Source organism: Veillonella parvula (assembly GCF_032472435.1).
Classification (GTDB): Bacteria; Bacillota; Negativicutes; order Veillonellales; family Veillonellaceae; genus Veillonella; species Veillonella parvula_N.
In genome coordinates this window covers 405572-418965 of sequence record NZ_JAWEGM010000002.1, presented here as the reverse complement: position 1 = coordinate 418965, position 13394 = coordinate 405572, and the positions used below count along the sequence as shown (strand labels likewise).

General features: G+C 42.7%; 14 protein-coding genes. All 14 read left to right on the top strand.

Annotation, left to right across the window (positions count from 1 at the left end):
• Positions 1-23 precede the first annotated feature (23 nt).
• Positions 24-1649: a tryptophan transporter gene (locus tag E7A03_RS04980; RefSeq protein ID WP_287529132.1), complete on the top strand. Its 1626-nt coding sequence runs from the start codon at positions 24-26 to the stop codon at positions 1647-1649.
• Positions 1642-2454: an energy-coupling factor ABC transporter ATP-binding protein gene (locus tag E7A03_RS04975; protein WP_004694220.1), complete on the top strand. Its 813-nt coding sequence runs from the start codon at positions 1642-1644 to the stop codon at positions 2452-2454. The genes E7A03_RS04980 and E7A03_RS04975 overlap by 8 nt, the downstream gene beginning before the upstream one ends.
• A 9-nt stretch (positions 2455-2463) precedes the next feature.
• Positions 2464-3132: an energy-coupling factor transporter transmembrane component T family protein gene (locus tag E7A03_RS04970; protein ID WP_215676203.1), complete on the top strand. Its 669-nt coding sequence runs from the start codon at positions 2464-2466 to the stop codon at positions 3130-3132.
• Between the two features lie 352 nt (positions 3133-3484).
• Complete coding sequence (locus tag E7A03_RS04965; protein WP_316073781.1) at positions 3485-3985, top strand: GNAT family N-acetyltransferase; 501 nt, start codon at positions 3485-3487, stop codon at positions 3983-3985.
• Between the two features lie 100 nt (positions 3986-4085).
• Positions 4086-4949: a histidinol-phosphatase HisJ gene (gene hisJ / locus E7A03_RS04960; RefSeq protein ID WP_278470136.1), complete on the top strand. Its 864-nt coding sequence runs from the start codon at positions 4086-4088 to the stop codon at positions 4947-4949.
• Positions 4950-5210: 261 nt separating this feature from the next.
• Positions 5211-6812: an ATP phosphoribosyltransferase gene (gene hisG, locus E7A03_RS04955; RefSeq protein ID WP_316073810.1), complete on the top strand. Its 1602-nt coding sequence runs from the start codon at positions 5211-5213 to the stop codon at positions 6810-6812.
• Between the two features lie 129 nt (positions 6813-6941).
• Positions 6942-8219: a histidinol dehydrogenase gene (gene hisD / locus E7A03_RS04950; RefSeq protein ID WP_316073779.1), complete on the top strand. Its 1278-nt coding sequence runs from the start codon at positions 6942-6944 to the stop codon at positions 8217-8219.
• 122 nt (positions 8220-8341) lie between these two features.
• The gene (hisB, locus tag E7A03_RS04945) at positions 8342-8932 is read left to right on the top strand and encodes an imidazoleglycerol-phosphate dehydratase HisB (RefSeq protein WP_316073778.1); all 591 of its coding nucleotides are present in this window, start codon (positions 8342-8344) and stop codon (positions 8930-8932) included.
• Between the two features lie 26 nt (positions 8933-8958).
• Positions 8959-9681: a 1-(5-phosphoribosyl)-5-[(5-phosphoribosylamino)methylideneamino]imidazole-4-carboxamide isomerase gene (gene hisA / locus E7A03_RS04940; RefSeq protein WP_287501307.1), complete on the top strand. Its 723-nt coding sequence runs from the start codon at positions 8959-8961 to the stop codon at positions 9679-9681.
• Between the two features lie 84 nt (positions 9682-9765).
• Positions 9766-10524 (top strand): imidazole glycerol phosphate synthase subunit HisF, encoded by a 759-nt coding sequence (gene hisF / locus E7A03_RS04935; protein WP_316073777.1) that lies wholly within the window; start codon positions 9766-9768, stop codon positions 10522-10524.
• A 170-nt stretch (positions 10525-10694) separates the two neighbouring features.
• On the top strand, positions 10695-11009 hold the full coding sequence (gene hisI / locus E7A03_RS04930; RefSeq protein WP_302132088.1) for a phosphoribosyl-AMP cyclohydrolase: 315 nt from the start codon (positions 10695-10697) through the stop codon (positions 11007-11009).
• Positions 11010-11091: 82 nt separating this feature from the next.
• Positions 11092-11418: a phosphoribosyl-ATP diphosphatase gene (hisE, locus tag E7A03_RS04925; RefSeq protein ID WP_155086470.1), complete on the top strand. Its 327-nt coding sequence runs from the start codon at positions 11092-11094 to the stop codon at positions 11416-11418.
• Positions 11419-11507: 89 nt separating this feature from the next.
• The gene (gene hisC, locus E7A03_RS04920) at positions 11508-12584 is read left to right on the top strand and encodes a histidinol-phosphate transaminase (RefSeq protein WP_316073776.1); all 1077 of its coding nucleotides are present in this window, start codon (positions 11508-11510) and stop codon (positions 12582-12584) included.
• Positions 12585-12662: 78 nt separating this feature from the next.
• A complete protein-coding gene (hisH, locus tag E7A03_RS04915; protein ID WP_105086841.1) occupies positions 12663-13289 on the top strand; it encodes an imidazole glycerol phosphate synthase subunit HisH in 627 nt (208 codons plus the stop codon).
• Positions 13290-13394 lie beyond the last annotated feature (105 nt).

Genomic DNA, 13394 nt, shown 5'->3' with positions numbered 1-13394 from the left:
ATTTTTATAGAAATGAGGCTATTATGGAACGGATTCAGGATCTTGTGTACACACATGTGCAGGGTGGCCAGTTTAGATGGGTTACTGTTAGCACATTGATGCTCGCATTGGGCACGATTTTGCATTTGGTGAGCCCTAGTGTGGCTGGGGTAACGCCGAACTGGACGATTGCTACGTACTGCGTAGCTATTTTATTGACTCGTCCTAGTTTGAGTCAAACCTTGGGGATTGGACTCGTGGCGGCCCTCATCAATGTATTGACGTCTAAATCAGCGTTCCCTTACGGCAATTTGTTGTCTGAGCCAGGCGGTGCTTTGACGGCGGCGCTCGTAACGCGCGCTATGTTGTCCATGAAGTTCCGTAAAATTGGTGGTTTTGATTTAACCCCTGTCGTGTCTGGCTTCTTAGCAACTGTTGTATCTGGTGGTATTTTTGTTACTATTTTGTGGCAAGTGCTTGGGTTGCCAAATAATGTGTACATGTATGGCATGTGGCCATTGGTACTCATTGTAGGGGCCTTGAATGGTGCCATTACGCCAATCTTATATATTCCGGCACAACGTCTATTTTCTAAACGTGGCATGTTGCCAAATGCGGACCAATTGACATCTGATCATAGTCGCTTGACTATCTTGCCTGAGCGCCAAGCTAAAATATCCATTGAGCACGTAAATTACTATCATCCTAAGGCGACTACACCATCCCTCGAAAATATCAATCTCGATGTAAATGAAGGTGATTTCCTCGTTGTTACAGGCCCTGCAGGCTGTGGTAAAAGCACCCTTTGTATGGCGATGGTAGGGGCGGTGCCTAAATTCTATGGTGGACGCCTAGAAGGCATGGTTTTTGTAGATGGTCATGCGACTACGCAAATGGAAATTCCAGAACTAGCGAACCATATCGGTGTAGTTCTGGCCGACTACGATACACAGCTCGTAACGATGACAGTTCGTGAAGAAGTGGCCTTTGCTATGGAAAACCGCGGTTATGACCGTGAAACTATTAAAGCTCGTTCTGAAGAGGTGTTTAAGCAAGTTGGCCTCGAAGGTTTAGAAGATCGCAAGATTACAAGTTTATCTGGTGGTCAACGCCAACGTTTAGCTATCGCTTCCGTATTGGCTACGAACCCAACCGTACTTGTTCTTGATGAACCGACAAGCTCCCTCGATCCAGATGGGACCGCTGAATTATATCGCCTCGTAGGTGACTTGAACCAAAAACACGGTATCACCGTTGTCGTTATCGACCATGATTTGCATGCCGTATTGCCGTACGCTAACCGCATGGCTCTCATGGTAGATGGCTCTATCGCCTGTGATGACGATGTACCGACTACGCTTCGTTACATGTATGAGCACAACATTCACGTCGATGCATTGCCATCCGTGTTTACTACGTATATGGAATTGGAACAAGCCGGCTTCCAGAGTGATGAACCTTGGCTCAGCATCGAGTCTGCTATCAAGGGCTTGCACCAAATTGAAATGGCTCACGCAATACAAACAGAGGTGCATGGTAAAAGCAGCTCTCCAGCTAATCAAAGAATTACAGTAGATAATCTTGTTGATCAATCTAATATAGTAGAAAATAGACAATCAGTTCAACGCGTTGATGATGTACCAGGAAAGGACGGTGGCGCTCATGCTTAAGGTTGAAAACATCCGCTTTGGCTATGTGCCATCCGTAGATATTTTCCAAAACGTGACTTTCACCATCGAAGGGGGCGAATATATCGCTATCGGTGGTCGTAATGGTTGTGGCAAAACGACTATTACGCGATTGCTTGTCGGCCTCGAAAAGGCTAGGGAAGGCCACATGTATTATAACGGCAGAGATATTACGTCCATGCCGCCGTCTAAACGGGGTCAATTTATCGGCTATGTATTCCAACAGCCAGATCGCCAAATGTTCAGACCTACCGTAGCCACAGAGGTTGCCTTCGGACCTGAGTCCTTGGGGCGCAGTAAAGCCGAAGTGAAGCGTATCGTTGATGAAGTATTGGAGCGCACAGGCATCGGTCATTTGCGTGAAGCCTATCCTCCAACATTGCGTCGCGGCGAAAAGCAACGCGTTGCCATTGCTTCTGCGTTGGCTATGCAGTCTAAAATCCTCATCCTTGACGAACCAACCAGTGGTCAAGATGGTAAGGAAACTAAAGAGCTATTAGCATTATTGCGTCAGCTTAATTCAGAAGGTATAACAATCCTTCTTATTACCCATGATATGGAAATCATGGCTAGCGAATGTAGCCGTGCTATCATTATGGGCAACCAAACCGTTGCCTTTGACGGTAGTCCAGAAGAATTATTCAAAAAATCTACGGATGAATTGCAGGATTTAGGCCTTACAAAACCGCCAAGTGTGGAACTTTCACTAGCGGTACCATCCTTAGGCTATTGCAAATCTATGGATGAATTGAAATCTAAGTTAGTGGCTCAGTTGAGCGGAAAATAGGAGGGACATATGGAACGTTTAGTACCGTTAACAAAAATCTTGATGACCCTCGCTGTATCCGTATGGGCCATTCTCTTGCGCGACTGGGCATCGCTATTGGCATTAGTCGTAGTAGAACTCGGTGTACTGTTTTTGGCAGGGTTGTTATTCAAACAACGCAAAGCCGTGTTGGCATTAACTAGTTTCGCTGTATTCCTTGGCCTCATCCAATTCCTTGGCAGCGGCGATGTAACCTCTGCCATCGTATCCGGCTTACGAATGTTGGCTATGACACTTGTCTTTATAGGCTTGTTGGCAACTACAAAATTACAAGACCTTACGGCCGCGCTCGTAACACAATGCAAAATTCCTTACGAATATGCATTTATGTTCACTGCAGCTCTTCGCTTCGTGCCTGATTTCATTGCTGAAAGCCATGCTGTACAAGAGGCGCAAGCTTGCCGCGGCTTATCTCTAGAAGGCAATTTCATTAAGCGCATCAAATCTTATGCATCTGTTATTCAACCATTGCTATTAAAATCCTTGGGACGCTCCGAAACAATGGCGTTATCCTTGGAACTACGTGGTTTTGGTGGCCCTACACACAGCTTTGCCGCATCCGTAGGATTGAAAAGAATCGACTATACTGTTATTAGTGCCTTAATTGCTATTACAATACTTTTATTTGTTATTGTGTAATTTTCTTATATATCAAGTAAGAGTATAATTTTGCTCCTATAGAAATGTACTAGCTTTAATAGTCATAATAAAAAATATGATAAAAGTATATAAGTAAAATAAGAGCTTTTTACTTATATATGCTTCAAAATGTATAGGCTGAGTGGTAAAAAACGTTGTTTTTACCACTCAGTTTTGTTGTATTGGGGATATAGATGTAAAATATGTAATTCTTACCTCAAAAGATGGATAAAAGTGAAATGGTATGTTATACGAATAGTTCGTCCTTTTTCTTGCGTATGTGGGCTATTTTTATATATTATGTTAAATAGAAATAATATTTTTAGGATACCTACAGTTTTGAGGAATACTTATGAGTGAATTAGTAATACGACCAATTACAAGGAATGATATAGCCTCTTGTTTAGATATTTACAATTACGAGGTTGTAAACGGCGTAGCCACGCTTGATCTTGAACCTCGCACGTTGTCAGAGTGGCAGGAGTGGTATGAGTCTCATAGCGATGAGCACCATCCTATTGTGGTAGGTACCATTGATGGGATTGTAGCAGGCTATGCATCGCTTTCACCATATCGACCTAAAGAGGCCTATAAAAGTACCGTCGAATTATCTATCTATATCCATCAAGATTATCGCGGTAGAGGGATCGCTACACAACTGATGGCTCATATTTTAGAAATAGCAAAAAATAATCCGTTATTGCACAATGTGGTATCCGTTATTACGGCTGGCAATGAAGGCAGCACCAAGTTACACGCGCGATTTGGCTTTACCTATTGTGGTTTAACGCCTCAAGTTGGATTCAAACATGGTAAATATCAGGATACCGAAACATACGCATTATTGGTATAATAATTAGTATAGTAAAAGATAGATATTAATACGTTATATTAATGATGTATAGATTATAGATAAGGGTTCGCCAGGGGTTAGGGCGAATAGGGGTGATTGAATGAACATGAAAGATGAACGGCAGTTCGTTGGATATAGTAAATATCGTAGCCGTCTCGTGGACGGTCATGTGCATACGGAATTGTGTCCACATGGTAGTGGGGACCGAACTGCGATGATGATAGAAAAGGCCATCGAGTTGCGTATCGAAAAGGTATGCCTTACAGAACATGCACCATTGCCAACAGCTTTTGCTGCAGAATATGGTGGTGATAAAAAGGCCTATGATACAGCGTCTTTGAAATTAAATGAAGTTGATACTTACTTAGAGTTGGGTCGTCAATTACAACGTGCGTATGGCACACATATCGATATTTCTCTCGGTTTTGAAGTCGATTATATTCCAGGCTTTGAATCAGACATTCAAGAGTTCTTAGATCGCTATGGTCCGTTGACGGATGATAATATTTTATCCGTTCACTTTATGGAAGGCCTTAATAATGCCTTTTACTGCTTAGACTACAGTCCAGAAGAATTTGAAAAAGGCTTTGGGCCGTGGATCGAAAAACAATATGAGTTATATTACAAATATTACTCCACCGTGCGCCAAGCCGTGCGTGCTGACCTCGGTGAATATACACCTAAACGTATTGGGCACTTTGATTTAATCAAGAAATACCAACATCACTTTGGCTTTGAACGTCATTTAGATCGTCGCAATGCGCAGGTGGTAAGCGATATTTTGCATATCATGCGCGTTCAAGGTCGCGAGCTAGACTACAACATGAGCGGCTTCTTCAAACCTGACTGCCGTGAAATGTACCCAAGCCGCTTCATTCAAGGCATGGCGGCTATCATTGGTGTGCCATTTGTATTGGGCTCTGATGCACATAGTGTGGCAGATATAGAACGAGTTTGGGGCTAGCATAAAATCATTATTATAGTAAATATATGAAATATTAACGGTTCTATTGACAATTCTATAGAACCGTTATATTATGATTTCATACTTTAGTAAAGTAAAGCGATAAAATAAAAAAGTATCGATATAGGTAAATTTTTTCTCATAGTAAACTGAATAGCTAGATGACTTAAATCGTCATATAACTTAAAAGGTTAATATAGGTATATAGTTTTCAAAAACACGAGAAATGATATGAATCAATTGATAGAAAGGATGTTTACGATGGTACAGCAGCAATTACCTACTGGTTTCCGCGATGATATAGGGATCGTAGCAGAGCGTAAGGATGATGTGAGTCAATATGTACTCGGTCTTTGTCGAAATCGTCAATACACAAAGATTTCTACGCCTCTTGTAGAGTACAAAGATGTATTCAATGGCTATGCAATGGGGCGCGGTCAACATATGTACGAATTCATGGATAGTTCTGAAGTGCCCGTCGTAATTCGTCCTGATTTGACAATGCCTATCGGTCGTTTCTTGGCGACAACAAATATTGAATTGCCTCGCACGTTCTACTATTTGGGCGATGTGTTTATGAAAAATAAAAAGCACCGTGGTGATGTTAACCAAGTGACGCAAGGTGGCATCGAGATGGTAGGCTACGAAGGGCTTGAGGCTGAGCAAGAGTGCTTCAAGATTATTAAAGAGGTGAACGAAGCTCAGTTGGGTAATCATTTGTTGCTCGAAATTGGGGATGCTCGTTTTTCTCGTGCTATTACCGATGCTCTAGGACTTAGCGATGATGAAAAAGCAGAGCTCTTAGAGGCGTTATTCACTAAATACTTGCCACGATATAACGAGTTGATTTCTGACTTTAAAAATAGTGCGCTATATCCATTCTTAACTGTATGGCCTCGCTTGTTTGGTACGGTTCAAGATATTAAGGATGAGCTAAATCAGATTATCTTGCCTGCAGCGGCGCAGCGCATTTTAGATAATCTCGTAGATATGGCAAATCAAGTGGAAGCAACGGGGCAACAGGTTCGCATCGATGTATCTACGGAACCGCTTCAATCCTATTACACAGGCCTTACGTTTAGAGGCTATGTGGACGGCGTGTCTCAATACATCGTCAGTGGTGGTCGTTATGACGGACTGTTATCTAGTTTTGATGGTACACCGATGCCGGCTGTGGGGATGGCTTTCAACATTGACATTTTGACTGAGATTACCTTGCAAGGTAAAAGCAAAGTTCAAGATAACGATACATTACGTATCGCTCTTACGAAGGGGCGCGTAGAAAAGGATTTTATTCCACTCCTAGAAGCATGTGGCGTAGATTGTGAACCATTACATAATAAGGCGCGTAAGCTCATTATCTCTTTGGGAGATTTTATGGAGGTCATCCTCGCAAAGGGGCCGGATGTAACGACGTATTTGAAAAATGGCGTTGTGGACCTCGGTATCGTCGGTAGTGATGTTCTAGATGAACAAGACGATACGAGCTATGAAATGCTTGATTTACAAACGGGTAAATGCCAATTTATTTTGGCGTCCTTGGCAGGCTATGACCCTAAAGAAGGTCGTCGACAACGAATTGGTACGAAATATCCAACTGTTACAAAACAATACTTTGGAGCTCAAGATGTAGAAATCATCAAAATTGAAGGCTCCGTTGAGCTGGCTCCACTCGTAGGGCTAGCTGATGCTATCGTAGATATTACGGAAACGGGTACAACTTTGCGTGAGAATAGTTTAGAAATTTTCGACTGGTTGCAACCAATTTCTACACGTCTCGTAGCCAATCCATTAGCTTTAAAACAAAAGAGAAATACTATTTTTAAACTCATTGATCAGCTTTCAGAAGCAATTAATAAATAAGATGTAGAGTGAATCATATATTTGGCTAGTAAGATTTAGGATTAATAGCAGATAAAACTATTAATATATGGAATGAATAATAGATCTAACTAGCGATACTGATAGCTCGAGTAGGAAGAAGGACGACAGATGAAAATATATAAGGAATCACTAGAGGCGATGCTCGGTATCGTACGTGATTATACACAGCAAACTACAGATATGGAAATTGAACGTCGCGTGTACGATATCATTGCTGATGTCCGGACTAACGGTGATGCGGCTCTCAAAGCGTATTCTGAAAAATTTGATGGCGTATCCATCGAAGATTTCAAGGTACCTCAAGAGGAAATCGATGCAGCCTATGAGTCTCTATCTGATGATTTGAAAGCCGCATTATTAAAGGCAAAGGCAAACATTACAGAATTCCACAGCCGTGAAATCGAGCAAGGTTTTGTGGATATGGACACACCGGGCATCATCCGCGGTCAAAAGGTGATCCCCTTGGCTCGTGTTGGTCTCTACGTTCCTGGTGGTACAGCCGCGTACCCTTCGACCATTATCATGACTGCTTTGCCTGCAAAAATCGCAGGGGTAAAAGAAATCGTTATGGTTACGCCCCCTCAAAAGGATGGCATTAATCCTGCCGTATTAGGTGCTGCAAAGCTTGCCGGCGTTGATGCGGTATATCAAGTGGGCGGTGCCCAAGGTGTGGCGGCCCTTGCTTATGGTACGGAAACGATTCCAAAGGTAGATAAAATCGTAGGTCCTGGCAATATTTACGTGGCAACGGCAAAACGTCAAGTGTTTGGTCAAGTCGATATCGACATGATTGCGGGCCCAAGTGAAATTGGTGTTATCGCCGATGACAGCGCAAATCCAGTGCATCTCGCAGCAGATCTCTTATCCCAAGCGGAACATGACCCTCGTGCGCGCGCCATTATGGTGACTACCAGTGAAAGCTTAGCAAATGCCGTATCCGATGAGGTAGAACGTCAACTTAAATTGTTACCTCGTGAAAGCATCGCTTGTCCAGCTATTGAAAACAATAGTTATATTGCCATTATGGACAGCATTGAAGACATGTTCACGGTGATGAACGAAGTGGCTCCAGAACACTTGGAAATCCAATTGCCAGATCCAATGAACTATATGAGCCTCGTTCAAAATGCAGGCTCCGTATTCCTCGGCGCTTATGCGTCTGAGCCATTGGGCGATTATGTAGGTGGTACGAACCACGTATTGCCTACTAGTGGTACGGCGCGATTCTCATCTCCGTTAGGCGTATATGACTTTGTGAAACGTACGTCTTTCACACAATTTACAAAAGAACGTCTAGAAGAAGTGGCAAAACACATTACTACATTGGCTCGTACGGAAGGCCTCGAAGCGCATGCTCGTGCCATCGAAGTACGATTTGAAAAATAGCTTATAAAAAATATTAGAAAATAGATTTGGCATCTATATTTATATGTGTATTTAAAATATACAGTGAAAATATAGATTAGAAATATAGATTATAAAAATAAATTTGAAGTATAGAGGTCGTTATGATACGCACAGGTACGGTGCAACGCACCACTCAAGAAACAGATATTACAGTAAAAATTACCCTTGATGGGGCGCAAACGAGCTCCGTCTCGATCGGAATAGGCTTCTTTGACCACATGTTGACGCTATTGGCGAAGCACGGCCGTTTTGGCCTTGTGGTAGAGGCAAAGGGCGATACATATGTAGATGCTCATCATACGGTTGAGGACGTTGGACTTGCATTAGGTCAGGCTTTGGTGAAAGCCCTTGGCGATAAAGCTGGCATCGAGCGCTACGGCGACGCCTGGGTTCCTATGGATGAAGCATTGACGCAAGTTGTCATCGACTTGAGTGGTCGTCCGTACCTCGTTTTCCAAGGGGAATGGAGTACGCCCGTTTTAGGTGGTAACTTTGAAACAGAGCTAGTGGAGGACTTCTTCCAAGCTTTTGCGATGAGCGCTGCTATGAATTTGCATGTGCGCAATTTATATGGTCGCAATACACACCACATTATTGAAAGCATGTTTAAGGCAACGGGTCGTGCGTTGCGCAAAGCAGTTACTATTAACCCAGATATTCAAGGCGTAAATTCTACAAAGGGCGTTATTTAATACAGTCATTTAATAAAGGAGAACCTATGATTTTTCCAGCTATAGATTTACAAGATGGGCGCAGTGTTCGCCTCTATAAAGGTGATTTCACACAGGAAACGGTCATCAATCCTGATCCAGTAAATCAAGCAAAACAATATGAAGCAGCTAAGGTTGGAGCCTTGCACCTTGTCGATTTAGATGGCGCCAAGGTGGGCAAGCCTGTAAATATAGACATTGTAAAAGCAGTGCGTGCAGCTTTCACAGGCATCCTTGAAATTGGAGGTGGCATTCGAGATAAAGATGCCGTTGACCTCTATTTAAGCTTGGGCGTAGACCGCGTTATCTTAGGATCTGTAGCGCTTAAAAATCCGGAGCTTACAAAGCAGGTTATCGCTGAATACGGTGCGGAGCGCATCGTTATCGGTGTAGATGGGAAAAATGGCAAGGTCGCCGCTGAAGGTTGGCTCGACCAATCCGACGTGCCGATGACCGATTTAATCGGTGCCATGGTTGAAGGTGGGGCAAAGTATTTCATCGTTACCGATGTAGACAGGGATGGTACGATGCAGGGGGCCAATGAAGAGTTACTTGGAAATTTGCAAAAAGAATTCCCTACAGCACGTATCGTTGCCTCTGGGGGTGTTCGTAATTTGGCGGATATTAAATCCCTAGAACAAAAAGGCGTTAAGGATAGTATCGTGGGTAAGGCTCTGTACGAGGGCACGATTACACTAGAGGAAATCGCCGAGTACAATCAGCAGAAATAATAGAAATGATCGTGATGCTCTCAAATTAATTATTGACCGCAACCAATGGAATATATTGAGTGACACTCGATGGAAAGGAGCTTTATGTTAGCGAAACGGATTATTCCTTGCCTAGATGTAGATGATGGGCGCGTAAAAAAGGGGGTTAATTTTGTTAATCTCATAGACGTAGGCAGTCCCGTAGACATTGCGGGCTCCTATGAGCAGCAACAAGCTGATGAGCTCGTATTTTTAGACATTACGGCCACCGTTGATGCGCGGACCACTATGCGCGATGTGGTTCAAGAAATCTCCACACAAGTATTTATGCCACTTACCGTGGGGGGCGGTATCAAGAGCGTTGATGATATGACGGCTTTGTTGAAAGCTGGTGCGGACAAGGTATCTTTGAACTCCGCGGCTCTCGCTAACCCTGAGCTCATCACAGAAGGGGCTCAAAAATTTGGCAATCAATGCATGGTTGTAGCCATTGACGTGAAAACCGATGAAAAAACTGGTGAATGGTATGCTTACACTCATGGTGGGCGCAACCGTACAGAATGGAAAGCTCTCGACTGGGCTAAAGAGGCCGTAGCTCGTGGAGCAGGAGAGTTATTAGTGACAAGTATGGACAAAGATGGCACGAAATCCGGCTTTGATATTGAACTATATAAGGCTCTAGAGTCCGTCGTAAATGTACCTATCATCGCCTCTGGAGGGGCAGGTAAGGTTGAGGATTTTGTAGATCTCTTTAAGCAAACTAGCGTTACCGGTGCACTGGCGGCATCTATATTCCACTTCGGAGAAGTTAAAATTCCTGAACTTAAACAAGAACTACGAGCTCACGGAATTACGGTACGCTAAAACAGATTTAAAAAAATTATTATCTCTCGCAAGTTCTTTACTAGTCTATATGTTCAGAGTTAGTTAAATAGTTTGTTTATAGATAAATAGAAAATAGAAATAGCAATAGATAGAGATACAAGCTAATATAGGATAACAGATTGGTGATTACTTTTAATAAAGGATAGAATATGAAACCGGATTTTGAAAAAGGAAATGGCTTGTTGCCGACGGTTGTGCAGGATGCGGAGACTAAAAATGTCCTCATGGTGGCGTGGATGAACGAAGAAAGCTTTCACAAGACACTAGAAACAAAGGAAACGTGGTTTTGGTCTCGATCTCGTGAGGAGTTATGGCATAAGGGTAGCACCAGCGGCAATGTGCAACATGTGGTGAGTATGGCCCTAGATTGTGATGGCGACACCTTGCTCATTCAAGTTAAGCCTGAAGGTCCTGCCTGTCATACCGGGCGTACAAGCTGTTTCTTTAATGAAGTAGAGTCATAGTATTCGATAAGATAAGCACAATGGCAATGAATAAGAGAAGTATAATAGAATGCATATTATAAGAGGTATAACGGAGTAAATTATGGCACAGCAAACACTGAACGAATTATACGAAATTATTAAAAATCGCAAGGCACAGCCAAAGGAAGGTTCTTATACGAATTATTTATTCGACAAAGGACTTGATAAAATCTTGAAAAAAGTTGGTGAAGAGGCTACAGAGGTAGTAATCGCCGCAAAAAATGATGATCCTCAAGAGCTGATTTACGAGACGGCAGATGTGTTATATCACTTGCTTGTGTTATTAGTAGAGAAAAATATTCCATACGAAGCCATTGAAGCTGAGCTAGCGAGCCGCGAAGGGGTCGTTAGCAAGACTACGGAGCGCCCAGAAATTACAAACTTATAATGTATATCCTGTTATGAGCTCGGACATATAAGCTCTGGTGGAGTTCATATGTGTTATATGAGTTAAGGAATAGATAGAAAGGATAGCCTATGAAAGAGATAATTCGCACATTGAAACCTTATATACCTGAGGAGCCGGCTGAAGCGGTGAAAGAGCGCCTTGGTGTAGAGCGATTGGTGCGCTTGTCGGCGAATGAAAATCCCTACGGTACATCGCCATTGGTACGGGAGGCTATTCTTAGCTATGTAACTCATAATGATGCTAACTACTATCCAGATGGCAACGCCTCCGATTTGCGTATGAAACTCGCTGACTACTGGCAGGTACAACCTGAGCAACTCATCATCGGAGTAGGTCTCGATGAAGTCATCGCCATGGTCAATAAAACATTGATTACTACGGGTGACTCCATCGTAGTAAGCGTGCCAGCCTTCTCGGAATATGCCTTGAGTGGCCTCGTGGAAGGTGCTGAGATCCGCGAGGTGCCAGCTGATTTTGAAACGGGACAGTATGATTTTTCTGCTCTCGTGAAAGCTGTAGATGAAACGACACGTGTCGTGTGGATTTGCAATCCTAATAATCCAACGGGTACCTATGAGTCTGTTGAAGATATTCGTAAATTTGTAGCAGCTATACCAAAGGAAACCTTGGTCATCATAGACGAGGCGTATATCGATTTTGTTACCTCTGTAGCAGTTCCTACGGCACGTGCGCTCTTGGATGAGTTCCCTAATGTAGCTATCATGCGTACCTTCTCGAAGGCTTATGGCCTTGCTAACTACCGTGTAGGTTACATGATGACACCTATAGAATTGGCAAATTATATGCAAACTATTCGCTTGCCGTACAATCTGAATACTTTATCTCAAGTGGCTGCAGAAGCCGCTTTCGGTGATCAAGAATTCGTGTCGAGAACGGTCTCTCAAAATGCAGAGGAACGGGCAAAATGGGAAATCCTTTTTGACGAGCTAGGTATTCACTACTATAAGAGTGAGGCTAATTTTATTTTTTTTGCAGCGCCTGATGCGGAAGGTCTTGCAGATGCTTGGCTCAAATCAGGTTACCAAGTGCGCCGAGGTCAACGTGAAGGGTGGTTGCGTCTTACGATTCCTATGTCTCAAGATGGGGATGTTATGCGCAGGATATTAAGAGATTTCATGAATTAATTCGTACAGAATAACATACAATTCGTAATACGTTTTGTTTAATCTTATCGTGTTTTACCCTATAGAATGGAGTTTATTATGATTGCCATTATAGATTATGATGCAGGGAATACCTTCAATGTTCAGAAAGCATTAGCTTATATCGGTCTTGATGCAGTGCTAACGGCAGATCCTGAGACCATACTAAATGCTGATGGTGTTCTCTTGCCAGGTGTAGGCGCATATGCACCGGCGATGGCAGTTCTAAAAGAACGTGGTTTAGTCGATGTCATCTATGAAGTAGTAAAACGTGAAATACCTTTATTAGGTATTTGTTTAGGCATGCAACTTTTATTTGAAGAATCTGAAGAATACGGCCCAACGCCCGGTTTAGGCCTTATTCCCGGTAAGGTAAAAGAAATTCCTCGCAACCTTGGCCTTAGCGTGCCTCATATGGGTTGGAATAAAAATGTAGTACACCAGCCTCATAGTGCTTTTAGCAATGTAGATGATCAATATACATATTTCGTTCATTCCTATTATGTGGATACAGATCCTGAATATATCATATCTACTGCAAATTATGGTATCGATGTACCTGGCATTGTAGAACGAGGTAGAGTATATGGAATGCAATTCCACCCTGAAAAAAGCGGTGTCGTAGGTCTAAATTTGTTGCGTACATTTGGGACTATTACAAAAACTTATAGGAAAGCAGGAGAATAGGGATATAGCTATCTTTTATTACAGATAAGAATGAGTCATTCAGTAACCAATATATCTAGGATAATAACGGCATCTCATAGGTAGAGAATGCCGTTATTATGCTTT

Bases quoted from the DNA above. Each gene is read 5' to 3' on its own strand.
- hisA (WP_287501307.1), top strand. From the start codon at position 8,959: ATGATTTTTCCAGCTATAGATTTACAAGATGGGCGCAGTGTTCGCCTC.
- hisH (WP_105086841.1), top strand. From the start codon at position 12,663: ATGATTGCCATTATAGATTATGATGCAGGGAATACCTTCAATGTTCAG.
- E7A03_RS04980 (WP_287529132.1), top strand. From the start codon at position 24: ATGGAACGGATTCAGGATCTTGTGTACACACATGTGCAGGGTGGCCAG.
- hisD (WP_316073779.1), top strand. From the start codon at position 6,942: ATGAAAATATATAAGGAATCACTAGAGGCGATGCTCGGTATCGTACGT.
- hisG (WP_316073810.1), top strand. From the start codon at position 5,211: ATGGTACAGCAGCAATTACCTACTGGTTTCCGCGATGATATAGGGATC.
- hisC (WP_316073776.1), top strand. From the start codon at position 11,508: ATGAAAGAGATAATTCGCACATTGAAACCTTATATACCTGAGGAGCCG.
- hisB (WP_316073778.1), top strand. From the start codon at position 8,342: ATGATACGCACAGGTACGGTGCAACGCACCACTCAAGAAACAGATATT.
- hisI (WP_302132088.1), top strand. From the start codon at position 10,695: ATGAAACCGGATTTTGAAAAAGGAAATGGCTTGTTGCCGACGGTTGTG.
- hisE (WP_155086470.1), top strand. From the start codon at position 11,092: ATGGCACAGCAAACACTGAACGAATTATACGAAATTATTAAAAATCGC.
- E7A03_RS04965 (WP_316073781.1), top strand. From the start codon at position 3,485: ATGAGTGAATTAGTAATACGACCAATTACAAGGAATGATATAGCCTCT.
- E7A03_RS04975 (WP_004694220.1), top strand. From the start codon at position 1,642: ATGCTTAAGGTTGAAAACATCCGCTTTGGCTATGTGCCATCCGTAGAT.
- hisF (WP_316073777.1), top strand. From the start codon at position 9,766: ATGTTAGCGAAACGGATTATTCCTTGCCTAGATGTAGATGATGGGCGC.
- hisJ (WP_278470136.1), top strand. From the start codon at position 4,086: ATGAACATGAAAGATGAACGGCAGTTCGTTGGATATAGTAAATATCGT.
- E7A03_RS04970 (WP_215676203.1), top strand. From the start codon at position 2,464: ATGGAACGTTTAGTACCGTTAACAAAAATCTTGATGACCCTCGCTGTA.